Genomic DNA, 14730 nt, shown 5'->3' with positions numbered 1-14730 from the left:
GGTTATGGCACAAGCCGGGATGTCGTCCAGCAGGGCCCTTGGAGTCTCCGCCACGGTGGCGGATGCGGGCGTATAGGCGGATTCGCCTGCGATGGGAAGGGGCTTTGCGGCGATATCGCTCATGACTGTTTAACCAAGACATCAATCTCTAGGCACGAAGGTGCGGGAAAGGCTTGGGCAGCGGCGCGCATCGTGGTATCCTTTTCAGGATTTTCCGTTCTTTAACAATAGACTAATGATTTGAGTTCGTGTGCAGTGGTCCTGCCGCCTCAGACAGGGAGTTGACAAGTTGCTGGCACTGATCGGACTGTTCGGGGCCCTCGCGGCCGGCCTTGCGGCCGATGCCATGCTGTTCGGCCGTGGTGAAGCTGCCGGCGCCGAGGACGGGTCGGCGGAGGACGGGGCCCCGCAAGATGATGTGCCCGAAGGCGACAGCGACATTCTGGACCTCGTGATCCTCGAGCCCGGCGTCCCTACGTCGGACGACCTTCCCGACGCGGGGGACGATCCGTTGACGGTCGATGGCACCGACAATGCCGATGCCCTGTCTGGCGGGTCTGGTGACGATGCCATTCATGCCGACGGCGGAGACGACGTGATCGACGGTCGAGCCGGAGATGACCGGATCGACGCCGGCGGCGGAAATGACGCGGTCTGGGCCGGCGACGGCGCCGACACGATCCTCGGTGGCGACGGGACCGACAGTGTTCAGGGGCAAGCGGGGGACGATGCGCTGCTTGGCGGGTCGGGTCACGACAGTCTTGCCGGTTGCGAGGGCAATGACAGCGTGGAGGGCGGCGCCGGTCGTGACACCCTGATCGGCGGAGAGGGCGACGACTGGCTTGATGGCGGCGAGGACGAAGACTGGCTGGTCGGCAGTGCTGGCAACGATGCGCTGGACGGGGGCCAGGGCAGCGACATTCTTGACGGCGGCAGCGGAGACGACCGGATTTCGGGGGTCGAGACGGGGCCGGGCGGGCAGGAGCTGGACTACATCAACGGCGGTGCCGGCAGCGACCGGCTGATCCTCGGCGCCGGAGACATCGCCACAGGTGGCAGCGGTGCAGACGAATTCGTTCTGGACAATTGGCTTCCGGAGACCTCGGTCACCCGGATCATGGATTATGACCCGGCCGAGGACACCCTGGTCATCGTCTATGATCCCGAGGTACATGCCGATCCGGTCGTGACGGTTGGCCCGAACGAGGGCGGTCAGGGCCAGGCAGTCTATCTTGACGGTGCGAAGATTGCCGTTGTCAGTGGAGCGCCGTTCGGGGTGTCGGACATCAGGCTGATGGCTTCCTGACGCTTACCACGGCAGCGGCCTCTGGTCATACCCGACATACAGGGGGTGGCGGGGCTGGTTCTGACCGGTCAGCCCAAGATGAAAGAGCTGTGCCCCGGCCTGCCGCAACATTGCTCTCACAGTTGCGCCACGGTCCAGGTGGATGCCGTGGTTCCCCCAGGCGCAGAGCACCAGGTCGGCCCAGGGAACGCTGTCCACAATAGCAGAGTCATTGTCCGGCCCGACCGGGTCGGGCTGGGCGCGCATCTCTCTTGGATCGGTGGCGCGGAAGGCGAAGATGTTGGTCACCCGGAAGGACCCGAACCCCAGCGCCATGGCGCGCCGCTGGCATCGCTCGACCGTCGGATCGTTCTGGATCTCGGTCGCGGTCGAGGGGTTCAGCATGACGAACAGGGCCCGTGGCCCCGATCCCCAGGTCCGGGTCAGGAGATAGCGATACTGCCCGCACTCGGAATAGACCGCCTCGGACGCGGTGCCGTTTTCCGAATGAGTGCGCGAAATCAATCCCATGTCTCTTCCTGTGGATGCCAGACTTCGGGCGACGGGCCTGTCGTATCGGTCCCGCCTCTCCGGCAGGGAGCGGCCCGAGGCAAACCCCGCCCGGTTGCGGGGTCAAGCCCTCCTCACTCCCGGTCGGTTCGAGTTCTTGCCGATATGCCGCGAGCGACGCAAGACCGACCTGAAATCCGCTTGTCGCGCGTGCACCGCGCCGACTAGATAGGTGCCGAGCGGCCCCAACCAGAGAACGCCAGGTGTCCGATCTGATCATTTCCGTCTTTCGCAACCAGGCTGCTGCCTTTGCGGCTGGCGAACAGCTTGCGGCCTTGCAGCAGGCGGCCGGAACCGAGCCGGAGGATATCGTCGTCGTTTCGCGCAACTCGGCGGGGCGCATCGCCATCAACCAGTCGATCGACCTTTCCACCGGCGCTCCACTGGGCGGCGGGGGCTGGGGCGTTCTGATCGGCCTGATGTTCCTGGATGGGCGCGATCCGAGGTCCGAGAGCCAGGGTCTTGCGGCACAACTGGTGGCCGCCGGCCTGGACCGGACCTTCCTTGCCGATGTGGTGGAGTCGCTGATGAAGGGAGGTGCCGCTGTCGGGATGCGGGTTCGGCTGCTGGGCAAGGAAAGGGTCATGGCGAAACTGGACAGCCTGCAAGGTTCACCCCGGATTCACTGGACCCGTCTCGATGCGCGAACCGAGGAGGCCTTGACCGACATGATAGGTCAGATTCCGCAGGCTGCGCTGGGCCGGCCCCGTGAACTGCCCGCAGACTGACAGACTTACGGCTTGACGGGCGCGTCGTGCCTGCGGCCTTGTGGCGGAATGAACGACAAATCAGCAGACAGGACCGCGGCCAAGCCGCCCACAAGCGCGCGGAAGCGGAAGGCTGCCGCAAAGGAGGCGCCGCCCGCGCGGCCGTCGATGTTGCGTCTTGGTCTGCGGTGGCTTGCCCGCGCCGGTGTCGCTGTCGCTGGCTTCTACGCGGTTCTGATCCTGCTGTTCGCCTTTCTGCCGCCGCCGATCAATCTGTATCAACTGGGCGAGTCCTGGCGGTTGGGCGGGATCGAGAAGGACTGGGTCAGCTGGGACGAGATCGCCCCGGTGATGGGCAGGTCGGCGGTCGCGGCCGAAGACGCGAACTTCTGCAATCACTGGGGCTTCGACATGGCGGCCATCCGTCAAGCCATCGAGTCCGGCAGCAACCGCGGGGCCTCGACCATCAGCCAGCAGGTGACGAAGAACGTGTTCCTCTGGCATGAGCGCAGCTGGCTCCGCAAATCTCTGGAGGCGATCCTGACGCCCGTCGTCGAGCTGGCATGGTCCAAGCAGCGTATTCTGGAGGTCTATCTGAACGTTGCCGAGTTCGACGAAGGCGTGTTCGGCGTGCAGGCCGCGGCGCAGCACTATTTTGGCGTCGATGCCCGCGACCTGACCGCCCTGCAGGCCGCGCGGCTCGCTGCCGTTCTGCCGGACCCGAAAGGACGCAGCGCCTCCAAGCCGTCGACCTTTGTACGCAGCCGGACACGGGCGATCATGTTGGGCGCCGAAACCATCGCTGCAGACGGCAGATCCGCCTGTTTCGAGGGCTGAGCCCGCGCGGGGATTGAATTCCGCCCCCCGGCGCGGCAATGAGGGGAAAGACCGGAGATGTCCGCCCGATGAACCGTGCCTCGAACCGCCTCTATCATGTTCCGCTGTCGCCGTTCTGCCGCAAGGTGCGCCTGACGCTGGCGGAGAAGAAGATCGAGGCCGAGCTGGTGGAAGAGCGGTACTGGGAGCCCTCGCCGGATTTCCTGCGCCGGAACCCCGCGGGCAAGGTGCCGATCCTGAAGATGGGCAACCGGGTGATGAGCGAAAGCCAGGCGATCTGCGAATACCTGGAAGAGATCGCGCCGCAGGTCCCGCTGATGCCGAAGGATGCCGACGGGCGTTATGAGGTGCGGCGGCTTTGCGCCTGGTTCGACGACAAGTTTCACCACGAGGTCACGTCGAAACTGCTGTATGAACGGGTGAACAAGAAGGTCACCGGGCAGGGCTATCCTGACTCCCGCAACGTCAAGATGGGCTCGACCCGGATCAAGTATCACCTCGACTACATGGCCTGGCTGCTGGACCAGCGGCGCTGGCTGGCGGGGGATGTGATGACGCTGGCGGATTTCACCGCGGCGGCGCATCTCAGCTGTCTGGACTACATCAGCGATGTCGACTGGAACCGGCATGCCGTGCTGAAGGACTGGTATGCGAAGATCAAGTCGCGGCCCTCGTTCCGGCCCTTGCTCGCGGACCAGATCTCGGGCTTTCCGCCGGCGCCGCATTATGCCGACCTGGATTTCTAGGGGCTGGCGTCGGCCGGGGGCCAGCCCCCGGACCCCCGGAGTATTTCGGAAAAGGGCAAGCCCATGCAGGGTTTGAAGGCCCGCCTGATCGCGCGCGCGCTGGAGGAAGGGTTCGTGAAGGCCGGGGTCTGCCGGCCCGACGCTGTGCCCGAGGCGGCCGGGCGGCTGCGGCGGTTCCTCGCCGAAGGTCGCCATGGGCAGATGGGCTGGATGGCGGATCGGGAGGCCTGGCGCGGGTCTCCCCCCGCCTTGTGGCCGGAGGCGCGGTCGGTCATCATGCTGGCCGAGGCCTATTCGCCCGAAACCGATCCTATGGCGGGATTGACGCAGAGCGACCGGGGGGTGGTGTCGGTCTATGCCCAGGGGAAGGATTATCATGACCTGGTGAAGCGCCGGTTGAAGCGGCTGGGGCGCTGGCTGATCGAGGAGGCGGCCCGGCAGGAGACGGACTGCGAGATAAAGGTCTTTGTCGACACGGCGCCGGTGATGGAAAAGCCGCTGGCCCAGGCGGCGGGGCTGGGCTGGCAGGGCAAGCATACCAACCTCCTGGGCCGCGATCTGGGGAACTGGGTGTTTCTGGGCGCGATCTTCACCACGCTGGAGCTGGAGCCCGACGCGGCGGAAGTCACCCATTGCGGCAGTTGCACCGCCTGTCTGGACATCTGCCCGACGGCAGCCTTCCCCGCGCCTTATCAGCTGGATGCGCGGCGTTGCATTTCCTACCTGACCATCGAGCTCCTCGGGCCGGTGGACGAGGAGTTGCGCGGGTTGATGGGCAACCGGATCTATGGCTGCGACGACTGTCTCGCCGTCTGTCCCTGGAACAAGTTCGCCGTCGCCGCGCGGGACATGGGGTATCAGCCCCGGGTCGGATTGCCGGAACTGTCCAGCCTCGCGCGGCTGGACGATGCCGGATTCCGGGAGATGTTCGCGGGCAGTCCGATCAAGCGGATCGGGCGCGATCGGCTGGTGCGGAACGTGCTGTATGCGATCGGGAACTCGCGTTTGCCGGGGTTGGCCGTCGTGGCCGCGGAGCGGCTGGACGACCCCGATCCCGCGGTGGCGGATGCGGCGGCCTGGGCCGTGCGGCGGCTGACCGGGGCCGCCGGAACTTAGGTCCGCACCACGCGCTGGGTCTGCACGCCCAGCCCGTCGATCCCCAGCCGCATGACCTCGCCACCCTTCAGGTAGACCGGGGGTTTCTGCCCCAGGCCGACGCCGGGCGGGGTGCCGGTCGAGATCACGTCTCCGGGTTCCAGCGACATGAACTGCGAGAGATAGGAGACGATGTGGGCCACGCCGAAGATCATCGTCGCGGTCGAGCCGTTCTGGTAGCGATGGCCGTCCACCTCGAGCCACATCTTGAGATTTCCGATGTCGCCGGCCTCGTCCTTCGTGACCAGCCAGGGGCCGGTCGGACCGAAGGTGTCGCAGCCCTTGCCCTTGTCCCAGGTGCCGCCGCGTTCGGTCTGGTATTCGCGTTCGGACACATCGTTGACCACGCAATAGCCGGCGACATGGTCCAGGGCGTTGGCCTCGGCGATATACTTGCCGCCTGTGCCGATCACGACGCCCAGTTCGACCTCCCAGTCGGTCTTGACCGAGCCGCGCGGGATCTCGACATCGTCGTCAGGGCCGCACATGGCGGTGATCCACTTGTTGAAGACGACAGGCTCGGTGGGGATCGCCGCGCCGGTCTCGGCGGCGTGGTCGGCGTAATTCAGTCCGATGCAGACGAATTTCCGAGTGCCGCCGACACAGGGGCCAAGGCGGATGTCCTGCTGCGGGATGCCGGGGACGAGGGGGAGACTGCCCGGATCCAGCGCGGCCAGCCGTTGCAGACTGGCGGGGGACAGGGCCTCGCCGCCGATATCCGCGACATGGGCCGAGAGGTCGCGAATGCGGCCGGCCGCGTCGAGGAGGCCAGGCTTCTCCTTGCCCTTGGGCCCGTATCTCAGCAATTTCATTGCGTGTCCTTTGTCCGGGTCGAAAACTGGGTGCCGAGCGCAGGCTAGCCGCCCGGACGGTGGACTGGCAAGATCACGCGGAACGAGCTCTCGAAAAGGTTGGCGACTGGGCGATTCGGGTGCATGCTGTCAGTCCTGCAGACTTCTGGGAGGAGAGCATGAGCCGTCATCTTGCCGACCATCGCGCCCGGTCCACCGGAGCCCGCGTCAAGCATTTCCTGCGCCTGTCCCGCACGCCCCGTGACACCTGGCTGCGCGCCAGGGGGGCTTCGGGTGCCGCCCGGCTGGTCCAGTTCCTGCGGATCGAGCGGGGCCGAACCGTCTGAGCTGTCCAGCGTGGACAGGATCCCGGGGCAAGTCCTTTCAAGGGCTTCCCTGTCCGCGTTAACACTTCGTCAGGGTTTTGCAGGCTTCAGCTTGTCCCGCAGGGCGGCGAGAATGTCCCGCAGGTCAGCGATCTCGGACATCTGGAGCCCTGTCTTTTGCGCAAAGGCGCGGGGCACCTCGGCCGCGCGTTCGGCAAGGTCGCGGCCAGCGTCGGTCAGGGACAGGCGCACCTGCCGCTCGTCGCGGGTGTCGCGGCTTCGGGTCAGCCAGCCGGCAGCTTCCATCCGCTTGAGCAATGGAGTCAGCGTGTTGGACTCCAGCCGCAATTCGGCGCCGAGTTGGCTGACGGTCATTCCGTCCCGGGCGCTGAGCGCCGAGATGGCCAGATATTGCGGGTAGGTCAGGCCCAGCGGATGCAACAGCGGGGCGTAGGCGGCATGCACTGCGTGGGCAGTGGAGTGCAGCGCAAAGCAGAGCATGTCGGATGGCGGCAGGGTCATGGCAAAATGATAGGTCGCAAGCGATCTAAACGCAACCGTTTGCAGACAGGCTTGACCCGGGAGACCTGGCGTGATTTCTGAATCGTGGACGATTTAATCGTAACTGAAGGATACTTGAAATGACTGTGGACGCGAAATACTGGACTGAAGCAAAGGCAACTGGCGGCGGGCGCAACGGGGTTGCCACCCTCGCGAACGGACAACTGACCATCACCCACGCCAGCCCGAAGGAACTGGGCGGATCCGGTCTTGGTCACAACCCGGAGGAGCTGTTCGCGCTGGGTTACAGCGCCTGCTATCTGGGGGCGATGCGGTTTGCAGCAGCGAGCGAGAAGCTGGGCACGGTGCCGGAGGCGGCCACCGTCACCGCCCATGTCGGGATCGGCGGTCGCAGCGAGGGCGGCTTTGGTCTGAAGGTGCGGCTGGTGGTGTCGATGCCGGGCGTGGACCGGGCCGTGGCGGAACGGATCGCCGAGCGCGGGCATTTCATCTGCCCCTATTCCCACGCGACCAAGGGCAACATCGAGGTGGTGACGGAAATCCTCTGACCCCCCGAACAAATGCAGAAGGCCGGGCCCCGCGGCCCGACCTTCCTTGCCTCATGTAAATCAGGCGCGGACGAGGCGCTCGTATTCGGTGGCCACGCGGCGGGTCATTTCGCCCACTTCGAACGTGTAATCGCCGATCTGGCCGACCGGGGTGACCTCGGCCGCCGTGCCGGTCAGCCAGCACTGCTCGAAGCCCTCCAGCTCTTCCGGCAGGATGTGGCGTTCGTGCACCTTGATCTGCATGTCGCGCAGCATCCCGATCACGGTCTGGCGGGTGATGCCGTTCAGGAAGCAGTCCGGCTTGGGTGTATGCACCTCTCCGTCCTTGACGAAGAAGATGTTCGCACCCGTCGCCTCGGCCACATAGCCGCGATAGTCCAGCATCATCGCGTCCGAGCAGCCCTTGGCCATGGCGGCATGCTTGGACATGGTGCAGATCATGTAGAGACCGGCGGCCTTGGCCTCGGACGGGATGGTTTCGGGCGAGGGGCGCTTCCACTTGGCGATGTCGAGCTTGGCGCCCTTCATCTTGGCGTCGCCGTAATAGGCGCCCCAGGACCAGCAGGCGATGGCAAGACGGACCGGGTTGCCGAGGGATGCGACGCCCATCTCGTCCCCCGCGCCGCGGAAGGCGATGGCGCGGACATAGGCGTCGGTCAGGCCGTTGGCCTTCAGCACCTCGTCCTTGGCGGCGTCGATCTGTTCCGCCGTCCACGGGATCGGCATGTCCAAGAGCTCACCCGAGCGCAGGAGGCGCAGGGAATGCTCGTGGCTCTTGAAGATCCTGCCGTTGTAGCACCGTTCACCCTCGAACACCGAAGAGGCGTAATGCAGCGCATGGGTCAGGATGTGGACCTTGGCGGAGCGCCATTCCACCAGCTTGCCATCCATCCAGATGAACCCGTCGCGATCGTCGTAGCCTGCCATTTCCGCCTCCGGTTTTGCGAATGTTGCGCCCGAAAGGTCCGTTCCGGACAGATTCTTGCGCGAAATCGGCCGAGAGTTACGGGTTCATACTTGGAAAGTCAACAAGGCTGACGTAAATTCCGCCGAAATGGAGGTGGTGATGGCAGAGGCACCCGGCGGCGAGAACCTGCTGTTCCTGACGGATGAGCAACTGCGCAAGGGGATCGAGGCGATGTTCTTCGCCTATCGCGGATTTACGGCGGACCCGGACCGGATCCTGGAGGGAATGAACTACGGCCGGGCGCATCACCGGGCGATCCATTTCATCCACCGCTCTCCCGGAACGACGGTTTCCAACCTGCTGTCGATCCTGGGTGTTACAAAGCAGTCGTTGAATCGTGTGTTGCGCACCCTGATCGAGGATGGCCTTGTTCGCAGTGAAAAGGGCAAGGTGGATGCACGGGAACGGCATCTGCATTTGACGGACAAGGGACAGATGCTGGAACGGGAACTGTCGGACGCGCAGCGGGCGCGGATGCGGGCGGCCTATCGGGCGGCGGGGCCGCAGGCGGTGGCTGGCTTCCGGCAGGTGCTGGAAGCGATGATGGATCCCGAGATGCGGCGCCAGTACAACCGCCTGAAGGAGGGTGGGTGATGGTCCCGGACGCGCATCTGCTGATCGTCGACGATGACGAACGTATCCGGAGTCTGTTGCAGAAGTTCCTGATACGAAACGGTTTCCTGGTATCTGTCGCGCGCGATGCTTCACAGGCGCGCCGGATCCTGTCGGGCCTGGAGTTCGACCTGATCGTCATGGATGTGATGATGCCGGGCGAGGATGGCGTCACGCTGACGCGCGATTTGCGCCAGCGAATGACGACGCCGATCCTGCTTCTGACGGCGCGGGGAGAGGCGGCGAACCGGATCGAGGGGCTCGAGGCCGGGGCGGACGACTACCTGGTCAAGCCCTTCGAGCCGAAGGAGCTGCTTCTACGCATCAATGCCATCCTGCGGCGTGTGCCGGTGGCCAAGCCGGCGGAGCCGGTGCGGCAGATACTGCATCTGGGCGCCGTGCGCTACGATCTCGACCGGGGCGAGATGTGGCGGGGCGAGATCCCGGTGCGACTGACCGCGACCGAGGCGCAGCTGATGCGGGTCTTTGCAGCGCAGCCCGGCGTTCCGCTGAGCCGCGAGCGTCTGGTGAGTGAGACGGGCGGCGAGGATGCGGCGCAGGAGCGGGCGGTGGACGTGCAGATCACGCGCCTGCGGCGCAAGATCGAGGAAGACCCGAAGGCTCCGCGCTATCTTCAGACGGTGCGGGGCGAGGGATACATGCTGCAGCCGGACTGAGGGGGGGTGTTCCCCCCCTTGCTTTACATCGGAATCCGCAGGCCCAAGGCAAGAACGTGGTCGGTCACGTCGAAGTTCAGCCCCTCGACCGGACTTCCACCCGCGCCGCTGCCCGGAAGCGCTTCGGTGCCACCGCTGACAGACCCCAGGTCGAAGTAGCGCCAGGTCAGGTCCAGCATCGCCGGGGCCGAGCCCATCACCGGACCCACATCCCACGAGACACCCGCGCCGATCGACCAGGCCAGCCCGGTGTCGCTGCCGCCTTCGAAGCTGCGGCGCTCGCGGCCGGCGTCCGGATTGATCCGGGTCCACTCACCCATCGTGTTATGGGCGATGCCCAGGCCGAAGGTCACGAAGGGAGTCAGGGCGCTGCCGGACTCGAAATCGCGGTAGCCGTTCGCCATCAGGGCGGCCGAGCGGACCGAGCCTTCCATATCGGCGTGCGGGCCGGGATCGGCGGGAATCGTGTAGCTCCATGGTCCGGAGAAATCGCTCTTGCCGAACAGGTTCAGCGAGACCTCGCCGCGCCAGCCGCTGCCATAGTCGTGGCCGATGCCGATTGCGGCCATAGGCGCAGTGTCCAGATCAAGGTCGAAGAACACCTGCGGGTCAGATGGGTAGACGGGCGGAAGCCAGTTGGCATCCCCGGCGCTGCCGAAGGCCGCGCCAAGCTCGAGACGCAGATAGTTGCCTGACGTCGCGCCCGCACCCCCGGACATCGCGGCAGTGCTGCCGTCGCCGCCCGGAAGCACCGGCGGAGCGACCGGTGGTACCGGCGCGCCACCGTGGCCGCCTCCGTGACCACCACCGCCACCGTGGCCACCGCCGTCATCATGGCCCCCATCATCTTGCGCCCAGGCCGCGCCATGGAACGTCGAGAGTGGCGCGAGCCCTCCGAGCGCCAACCCGAACACCCCCGACGCAAGAAGAATGCGCGTGGAGATCCCCTCGGCCTAGTCCCTATTCTTCATGTCGACCCCTGCCATTTCAGATATCGAAATCTGAATATCAATCCCTACAGAAAAATCTCCGGCCACCAATGGTTGCCGGAGACCTGCCTTGTTCAGTGTTGCTCTTCTGCCGCTCAGCCGTGCCCGGCCAAGATCGCAACCCGGATATCCTCGGCCTGATCCGCGAGATCGGCGGTGGCATCGCCGGTCACCGGGGTGCCAAGGATCGTGGTCACCGCAATGACGGTATCCGTCGAGATCGTGATCGTCTTGTCCGAGGCCGCACCCAGCAACATCGCCGCCAGCAGGGTTTCGTCGTTGTCCACGCCCGCGCCGGTCAGTGCCGTGCCCCCTGCCAGCAGGTCTTTCAGCAGGGCCAGATTCTGCAGCGGAGAATCGATGAAGGCCACGTTGTCGAAGTTCAGCGAAAGCTCGTCCTGTGCTTAGGCGAGGGAGAGTTCGTAGTATGCGATCATTTCGGGTGTAAGGGACGCAACGGCTTCTTCCAGCGCCTGATCCAGCACCTTGTCGGGCGATCGAGCGACGTTCAGCCGACCGAGCTCGACCTCGGGGATGCCTTCCTGGGCCCAGACCGGCTTGCCACCTGCATTGCCCGCAGCACCCGCCTTCGGCACCTTGCCTTCCGAATCGTCTCCCGGTCCGCCCTGACCCTGACCGCCCTTGCCACCTTCGCCCTCCTGCGCCCAGGCGGCAGGTGCAAATCCGTCGGCCCACTGCGGAGCGACAAAGGCAGCGGTGCCCAACGACAGGGCCGCAGCAGCACTCAGAGCAAAGTAACCGACACTACCATTCTTCTTACTAGCTATCTCTTTTCTCTCCTCGTTGACTCGGGATCGCCGCCGACCACCCCATTTAACACATATAAGATATCGCATGTAAGCATATGTTGTCGTTGATCTGCATCAACTCATGAAGAAATGGCCGTCTTGGAACGTGCGCCGCGAAAGCGCAGGATGTCCGGCAGGAGGATTGCGATGACCTGTTTCGTCTACACCCATGCTGACTGCGAACGGCATGTCACGCCGCCGGGCCATCCCGAGCGGGTGGATAGGCTGGTGGCGGTCGAGCGCGGGCTGGCCGGGCTGGCGGTCCAGCGCCGGGCGTGTCCGATGGGTGCCGACGACGAGGTGCTTCGTTGTCATCCGCCGGGCTATTTCGCGCACGTGAAGTCCGCGGTGCCAACCGAGGGGTGGGCGCAACTGGATGGAGATACTTTCCTGTCTCCGGGGTCGATGCAGGCGGCACTGCGTGCGGTCGGGGGGATCTGCGCGGCGGTCGATGCTGTCGTCGCGGGGGAAGCGAAGACGGCGTTTGTGGTGGGACGACCCCCGGGGCACCATGCCGAGCGCGAGACGGCGATGGGCTTTTGCCTGTTCGGGACGGTGGCCATCGGGGCGAAGCGGGCGCTGGATCATCACGGGCTGGGCCGTGTCGCGATCGTCGATTTCGACGTGCATCACGGGAACGGGACCCAGGATCTGTTATGGGACGAGGGTCGGTGTCTGTTCGTCTCCAGCCACCAGATGCCGCTTTATCCCGGGACCGGGCGGCCCGAGGAGCGGGGCGCGCAGGGGCAGATCCTGAATGTGCCGTTGCGGGCGGGCTCGGGCGGGCGCGAGATGCGGGCGGTGTACGAGGGTGTCGTGTTTCCGGCGCTGGCGGCATGGGAACCTGAGTTGCTGCTCATATCGGCGGGGTTCGATGCCCATGTCGACGATCCGCTGGCGGGGCTGGAATGGCAGGCGGAGGACTATCGCTGGCTGACCGAGCGCCTGTGCGATTTCGCCGGGGGGCGGGTGGTATCCTCGCTGGAGGGTGGCTATCATCTCGACGCGCTGGCGGCTTGCGTTGCCGCGCATGTGGGCGTGCTGGAGGAGCGGAGCCGATGAGCGACAAGGCGGTTGAGACGATGAGCTTCGAGGAGGCGATGGCCGCCCTGGAGCAGGTCGTGGGGGCTTTGGAGCGCGGCGAGGTGCCCCTGGAGCAGTCGATCGCGCTGTATGAGCGCGGCGCGCAGCTGAAGGCGCATTGCGCGAAGAAGCTGGCCGAGGCCGAGGAGAAGGTGGACCTGATCCGGGCCCAGGAAGGCCGAGCGGTCGGCACGACACCGGCGGAGGGAATGTGAACTTCCCCGAACGGCTGGCGGCCGATGCGGCGCTGTGCGAAGCGCGTCTCATGCATGCGCTGGATGGCCGCGCCGACCAGCCCGTGACCCACGCCATGCGCTATGCCCTGCGCGGAGGGAAGCGGTTGCGCGGCTTCCTTGTGCTGGAAGGCGCGCGGATGCTGGGCGTTGCCGAGGAGCGGGCGCTTAGCGCGGCGGCGGCGATCGAGGCCTTGCATGCCTATTCGCTGGTGCATGACGACCTGCCCTGCATGGATGACGACGACCTGCGGCGCGGGCAGCCCACGGTTCACCGCAAATGGGACGAGGCGACTGCCGTGCTGGCGGGGGATGCCTTGCAGACGCTGGCTTTCGAACTTCTGTGCGACCCGGTTCTCGGGACGGCGGACGTGCGGATGGAACTGGTTGCCGGTCTGGCGCGCGCCTCTGGCATCGACGGGATGGTGCTGGGCCAGGCGCTGGACATCGCGGCGGAAACGGCGGATCGACCGCTGACGCTGGAGGAGATCACGGCCTTGCAGGCTGGCAAGACCGGCGCACTCATCGGCTTTGCCGCCCAGGCCGGGGCGGTCATCACCGGTGCCGACCCGGGCCCATTGCGGCGCTATGCCGCCGCGCTGGGCCTCGCGTTCCAGATCGCCGACGACATCCTGGACGTGACGGGCGACAGCGCCACTCTGGGCAAGCGGGCGCAGAAGGACGCAGCCGCCGGCAAGGCGACCTTCGTGTCACTCCTTGGGCTGGACGCGGCGTGGTCCAGGGCGCGGGCTCTGGTGGCAGAGGCCGAGGCGGCGCTGAGCCCTTACGGTGTCAGGGCGGCGAACCTGCGCGCCGCCGCCCGTTTCGTCATCGAACGCGAAAGCTGACGCTCAGACAGAGTCCACCAGCCCTTTGATGGTTGCAATCAGTTCGGCGACCACCGCCGGATCGAACTGCACCGCAGCACGGGCCGCCGGGTCGGGTGCCAGCAGAACGACACCGTCGAAGGCCACTACCATCTTTGCCGCGCTCTGCTTCACGACCGGATCGCTGCTGAAGGCGAGGGCATCGAGCTCTCCGCGCGCCGACATCAGCATGCCCCAGGCTTCCTGATAGGCCGTGACGCCGGTCGTGCCCGACGGGTCCAGCATCGCATGTGCCTCTTCGGCACTGTGGATCACCGCCCTGAGCACGTCCTGTCCTGTGGGCGCCAGCGCCTCCTTGGTCCGCTTCACTCCGGCCAGGGCGGCGAGATAGGCAGCATCTGCCGCCTTCACGTCCTTTGCCTCTTCCAACGCGATGAGCAACGGTTCCAGATCCGGCGCGCCGCGTGCGGCAAGAGCATCCCTGATCTGCGGGATGGTTTCCTTGCGGGGATGAGTGAAATGCGAGCCTTCGGCGTTGACCATGCCGTCGTGCAGGAACAACTGACCCAAGAGCAGGTCACGCTCGATCGCGATCAGGGCGGTCAACAAGCTGACCGTATCATCGTTCACGGCCCGATACGGCGTCGTTACGGCAACGGGCGCTGCGGGACGATGCAGGATATCGGGCGTCCCGGCCTGGGCCTGACAAGTCACTACCAGCGCCACAGCACTGACAAGGGACCGAAGGACAGGACGGATGTTGCAGTGATGACGGGCGAAAATTGCTTCAGGGGTTCTGCGCCACATATATTCCTCTTGTAATGATGGGAGCCGGACCTGGAAACTGGTTCAGCCGGACAAAACTCAGAGGTCGTTGCTTCCTCTGGCGGACACATCCGGTTGCCGATTTAAAACCATCAGATTGTGACCAATATTCGCTAAAGTTGTGTCGGCAACGGGTCGATTGGCGCTGAGGTAGAACTGCATCACTTCCGTCTGCGCCCTGGACAAGATTGCCCCCTGCGGTAATTCGGTCTAGATCAGCA

At 65.4% G+C, this 14730-nt stretch carries 20 protein-coding genes; 12 read left to right on the top strand and 8 right to left on the bottom strand.

All coding sequences use genetic code 11. From position 1 onward, the window contains the following. Positions 1-289: 289 nt before the first annotated feature. Positions 290-1306 (top strand): calcium-binding protein, encoded by a 1017-nt coding sequence (locus ACK4IU_RS03110; RefSeq protein ID WP_409731568.1) that lies wholly within the window; start codon positions 290-292, stop codon positions 1304-1306. Between the two features lie 3 nt (positions 1307-1309). Here the strand turns inward: ACK4IU_RS03110 and ACK4IU_RS03105 are convergent, their stop codons facing one another. Then, positions 1310-1816: a DUF1643 domain-containing protein gene (locus ACK4IU_RS03105; protein WP_409731565.1), complete on the bottom strand. Its 507-nt coding sequence runs from the start codon at positions 1814-1816 to the stop codon at positions 1310-1312. A gap of 242 nt (positions 1817-2058) precedes the next feature. Here ACK4IU_RS03105 and ACK4IU_RS03100 point away from each other — a divergent pair, with 242 nt between their 5' ends. The 4 genes from ACK4IU_RS03100 (at position 2059) to queG (ending at position 5261) form a co-directional block, all read left to right on the top strand. Beyond that, entirely contained in the window at positions 2059-2583 is a 525-nt protein-coding gene (locus ACK4IU_RS03100; RefSeq protein ID WP_409731562.1) for a DUF1269 domain-containing protein, read from the top strand. A gap of 48 nt (positions 2584-2631) precedes the next feature. Beyond that, complete coding sequence (mtgA, locus tag ACK4IU_RS03095) at positions 2632-3399, top strand: monofunctional biosynthetic peptidoglycan transglycosylase (protein WP_409731560.1); 768 nt, start codon at positions 2632-2634, stop codon at positions 3397-3399. 68 nt (positions 3400-3467) lie between these two features. Continuing rightward, positions 3468-4145, top strand: coding sequence for a glutathione S-transferase family protein (locus ACK4IU_RS03090; RefSeq protein ID WP_409731557.1), 678 nt, complete (start codon positions 3468-3470; stop codon positions 4143-4145). Between the two features lie 63 nt (positions 4146-4208). Further along, on the top strand, positions 4209-5261 hold the full coding sequence (gene queG / locus ACK4IU_RS03085; RefSeq protein ID WP_409731554.1) for a tRNA epoxyqueuosine(34) reductase QueG: 1053 nt from the start codon (positions 4209-4211) through the stop codon (positions 5259-5261). Here queG and ACK4IU_RS03080 read toward each other — a convergent pair. Then, complete coding sequence (locus ACK4IU_RS03080) at positions 5258-6112, bottom strand: fumarylacetoacetate hydrolase family protein (RefSeq protein WP_409731551.1); 855 nt, start codon at positions 6110-6112, stop codon at positions 5258-5260. The genes queG and ACK4IU_RS03080 overlap by 4 nt on opposite strands. A 158-nt stretch (positions 6113-6270) precedes the next feature. Here ACK4IU_RS03080 and ACK4IU_RS03075 point away from each other — a divergent pair, with 158 nt between their 5' ends. Then, entirely contained in the window at positions 6271-6438 is a 168-nt protein-coding gene (locus tag ACK4IU_RS03075) for a hypothetical protein (protein ID WP_200833871.1), read from the top strand. 69 nt (positions 6439-6507) lie between these two features. Here ACK4IU_RS03075 and ACK4IU_RS03070 read toward each other — a convergent pair whose 3' ends face one another. Next, on the bottom strand, positions 6508-6939 hold the full coding sequence (locus tag ACK4IU_RS03070; RefSeq protein WP_409731548.1) for a MarR family winged helix-turn-helix transcriptional regulator: 432 nt from the start codon (positions 6937-6939) through the stop codon (positions 6508-6510). 119 nt (positions 6940-7058) lie between these two features. Between ACK4IU_RS03070 and ACK4IU_RS03065 the strand changes: the two genes are divergently transcribed. Further along, positions 7059-7487, top strand: a complete 429-nt coding sequence (locus ACK4IU_RS03065) for an organic hydroperoxide resistance protein (protein WP_409731545.1) — start codon at positions 7059-7061, stop codon at positions 7485-7487. 60 nt (positions 7488-7547) lie between these two features. Here ACK4IU_RS03065 and ACK4IU_RS03060 read toward each other — a convergent pair whose 3' ends face one another. Next, positions 7548-8414, bottom strand: coding sequence for a branched-chain amino acid aminotransferase (locus ACK4IU_RS03060; RefSeq protein ID WP_409731542.1), 867 nt, complete (start codon positions 8412-8414; stop codon positions 7548-7550). Positions 8415-8553: 139 nt separating this feature from the next. Between ACK4IU_RS03060 and ACK4IU_RS03055 the strand changes: the two genes are divergently transcribed. Both ACK4IU_RS03055 and ACK4IU_RS03050 read left to right on the top strand, forming a co-directional pair. Beyond that, entirely contained in the window at positions 8554-9048 is a 495-nt protein-coding gene (locus ACK4IU_RS03055; RefSeq protein WP_149587245.1) for a MarR family winged helix-turn-helix transcriptional regulator, read from the top strand. Continuing rightward, entirely contained in the window at positions 9045-9743 is a 699-nt protein-coding gene (locus ACK4IU_RS03050; RefSeq protein WP_409731538.1) for a response regulator, read from the top strand. Before ACK4IU_RS03055 ends, ACK4IU_RS03050 begins: the two co-directional genes overlap by 4 nt. Positions 9744-9766: 23 nt before the next feature. On the opposite strand, the gene ACK4IU_RS03045 is transcribed toward ACK4IU_RS03050, so the two are convergent. The 3 genes from ACK4IU_RS03045 to ACK4IU_RS03035 form a co-directional block, all read right to left on the bottom strand. Continuing rightward, positions 9767-10462: an outer membrane protein gene (locus ACK4IU_RS03045; RefSeq protein WP_409731535.1), complete on the bottom strand. Its 696-nt coding sequence runs from the start codon at positions 10460-10462 to the stop codon at positions 9767-9769. Positions 10463-10827: 365 nt separating this feature from the next. Further along, positions 10828-11103, bottom strand: coding sequence for a hypothetical protein (locus ACK4IU_RS03040; RefSeq protein ID WP_409731533.1), 276 nt, complete (start codon positions 11101-11103; stop codon positions 10828-10830). Positions 11104-11136: 33 nt separating this feature from the next. Then, positions 11137-11589, bottom strand: a complete 453-nt coding sequence (locus tag ACK4IU_RS03035) for a hypothetical protein (protein ID WP_409731530.1) — start codon at positions 11587-11589, stop codon at positions 11137-11139. A 99-nt stretch (positions 11590-11688) separates the two neighbouring features. Between ACK4IU_RS03035 and ACK4IU_RS03030 the strand changes: the two genes are divergently transcribed. From ACK4IU_RS03030 to ACK4IU_RS03020, 3 genes are read left to right on the top strand one after another with little or no spacing between them, the layout of a single operon-like run. Beyond that, positions 11689-12603, top strand: a complete 915-nt coding sequence (locus ACK4IU_RS03030) for a histone deacetylase family protein (RefSeq protein WP_409731527.1) — start codon at positions 11689-11691, stop codon at positions 12601-12603. Beyond that, the gene (locus ACK4IU_RS03025) at positions 12600-12839 is read left to right on the top strand and encodes an exodeoxyribonuclease VII small subunit (protein WP_409731524.1); all 240 of its coding nucleotides are present in this window, start codon (positions 12600-12602) and stop codon (positions 12837-12839) included. Before ACK4IU_RS03030 ends, ACK4IU_RS03025 begins: the two co-directional genes overlap by 4 nt. After that, entirely contained in the window at positions 12836-13705 is an 870-nt protein-coding gene (locus tag ACK4IU_RS03020) for a polyprenyl synthetase family protein (RefSeq protein ID WP_409731521.1), read from the top strand. The genes ACK4IU_RS03025 and ACK4IU_RS03020 overlap by 4 nt, the downstream gene beginning before the upstream one ends. A gap of 3 nt (positions 13706-13708) precedes the next feature. Here the strand turns inward: ACK4IU_RS03020 and ACK4IU_RS03015 are convergent, their stop codons facing one another. Continuing rightward, positions 13709-14491: a hypothetical protein gene (locus tag ACK4IU_RS03015; RefSeq protein WP_409731518.1), complete on the bottom strand. Its 783-nt coding sequence runs from the start codon at positions 14489-14491 to the stop codon at positions 13709-13711. Positions 14492-14730 lie beyond the last annotated feature (239 nt).

The organism is Tabrizicola flagellatus (genome assembly GCF_046295235.1).
GTDB classification, from domain to species: Bacteria; Pseudomonadota; Alphaproteobacteria; order Rhodobacterales; family Rhodobacteraceae; genus Tabrizicola; species Tabrizicola flagellata_A.
Note: the sequence above shows the minus strand (reverse complement) of the source record. Positions and strands in the feature narration are given on the sequence as shown.

Bases quoted from the DNA above. Each gene is read 5' to 3' on its own strand.
- ACK4IU_RS03025 (WP_409731524.1), top strand. From the start codon at position 12,600: ATGAGCGACAAGGCGGTTGAGACGATGAGCTTCGAGGAGGCGATGGCC.
- ACK4IU_RS03030 (WP_409731527.1), top strand. From the start codon at position 11,689: ATGACCTGTTTCGTCTACACCCATGCTGACTGCGAACGGCATGTCACG.
- ACK4IU_RS03055 (WP_149587245.1), top strand. From the start codon at position 8,554: ATGGCAGAGGCACCCGGCGGCGAGAACCTGCTGTTCCTGACGGATGAG.
- mtgA (WP_409731560.1), top strand. From the start codon at position 2,632: ATGAACGACAAATCAGCAGACAGGACCGCGGCCAAGCCGCCCACAAGC.
- ACK4IU_RS03015 (WP_409731518.1), bottom strand. From the start codon at position 14,491: ATGTGGCGCAGAACCCCTGAAGCAATTTTCGCCCGTCATCACTGCAAC.
- ACK4IU_RS03035 (WP_409731530.1), bottom strand. From the start codon at position 11,589: ATGCGATATCTTATATGTGTTAAATGGGGTGGTCGGCGGCGATCCCGA.
- ACK4IU_RS03060 (WP_409731542.1), bottom strand. From the start codon at position 8,414: ATGGCAGGCTACGACGATCGCGACGGGTTCATCTGGATGGATGGCAAG.
- ACK4IU_RS03080 (WP_409731551.1), bottom strand. From the start codon at position 6,112: ATGAAATTGCTGAGATACGGGCCCAAGGGCAAGGAGAAGCCTGGCCTC.
- ACK4IU_RS03070 (WP_409731548.1), bottom strand. From the start codon at position 6,939: ATGACCCTGCCGCCATCCGACATGCTCTGCTTTGCGCTGCACTCCACT.
- queG (WP_409731554.1), top strand. From the start codon at position 4,209: ATGCAGGGTTTGAAGGCCCGCCTGATCGCGCGCGCGCTGGAGGAAGGG.
- ACK4IU_RS03065 (WP_409731545.1), top strand. From the start codon at position 7,059: ATGACTGTGGACGCGAAATACTGGACTGAAGCAAAGGCAACTGGCGGC.
- ACK4IU_RS03075 (WP_200833871.1), top strand. From the start codon at position 6,271: ATGAGCCGTCATCTTGCCGACCATCGCGCCCGGTCCACCGGAGCCCGC.
- ACK4IU_RS03090 (WP_409731557.1), top strand. From the start codon at position 3,468: ATGAACCGTGCCTCGAACCGCCTCTATCATGTTCCGCTGTCGCCGTTC.
- ACK4IU_RS03105 (WP_409731565.1), bottom strand. From the start codon at position 1,816: ATGGGATTGATTTCGCGCACTCATTCGGAAAACGGCACCGCGTCCGAG.
- ACK4IU_RS03045 (WP_409731535.1), bottom strand. From the start codon at position 10,462: ATGTCCGGGGGTGCGGGCGCGACGTCAGGCAACTATCTGCGTCTCGAG.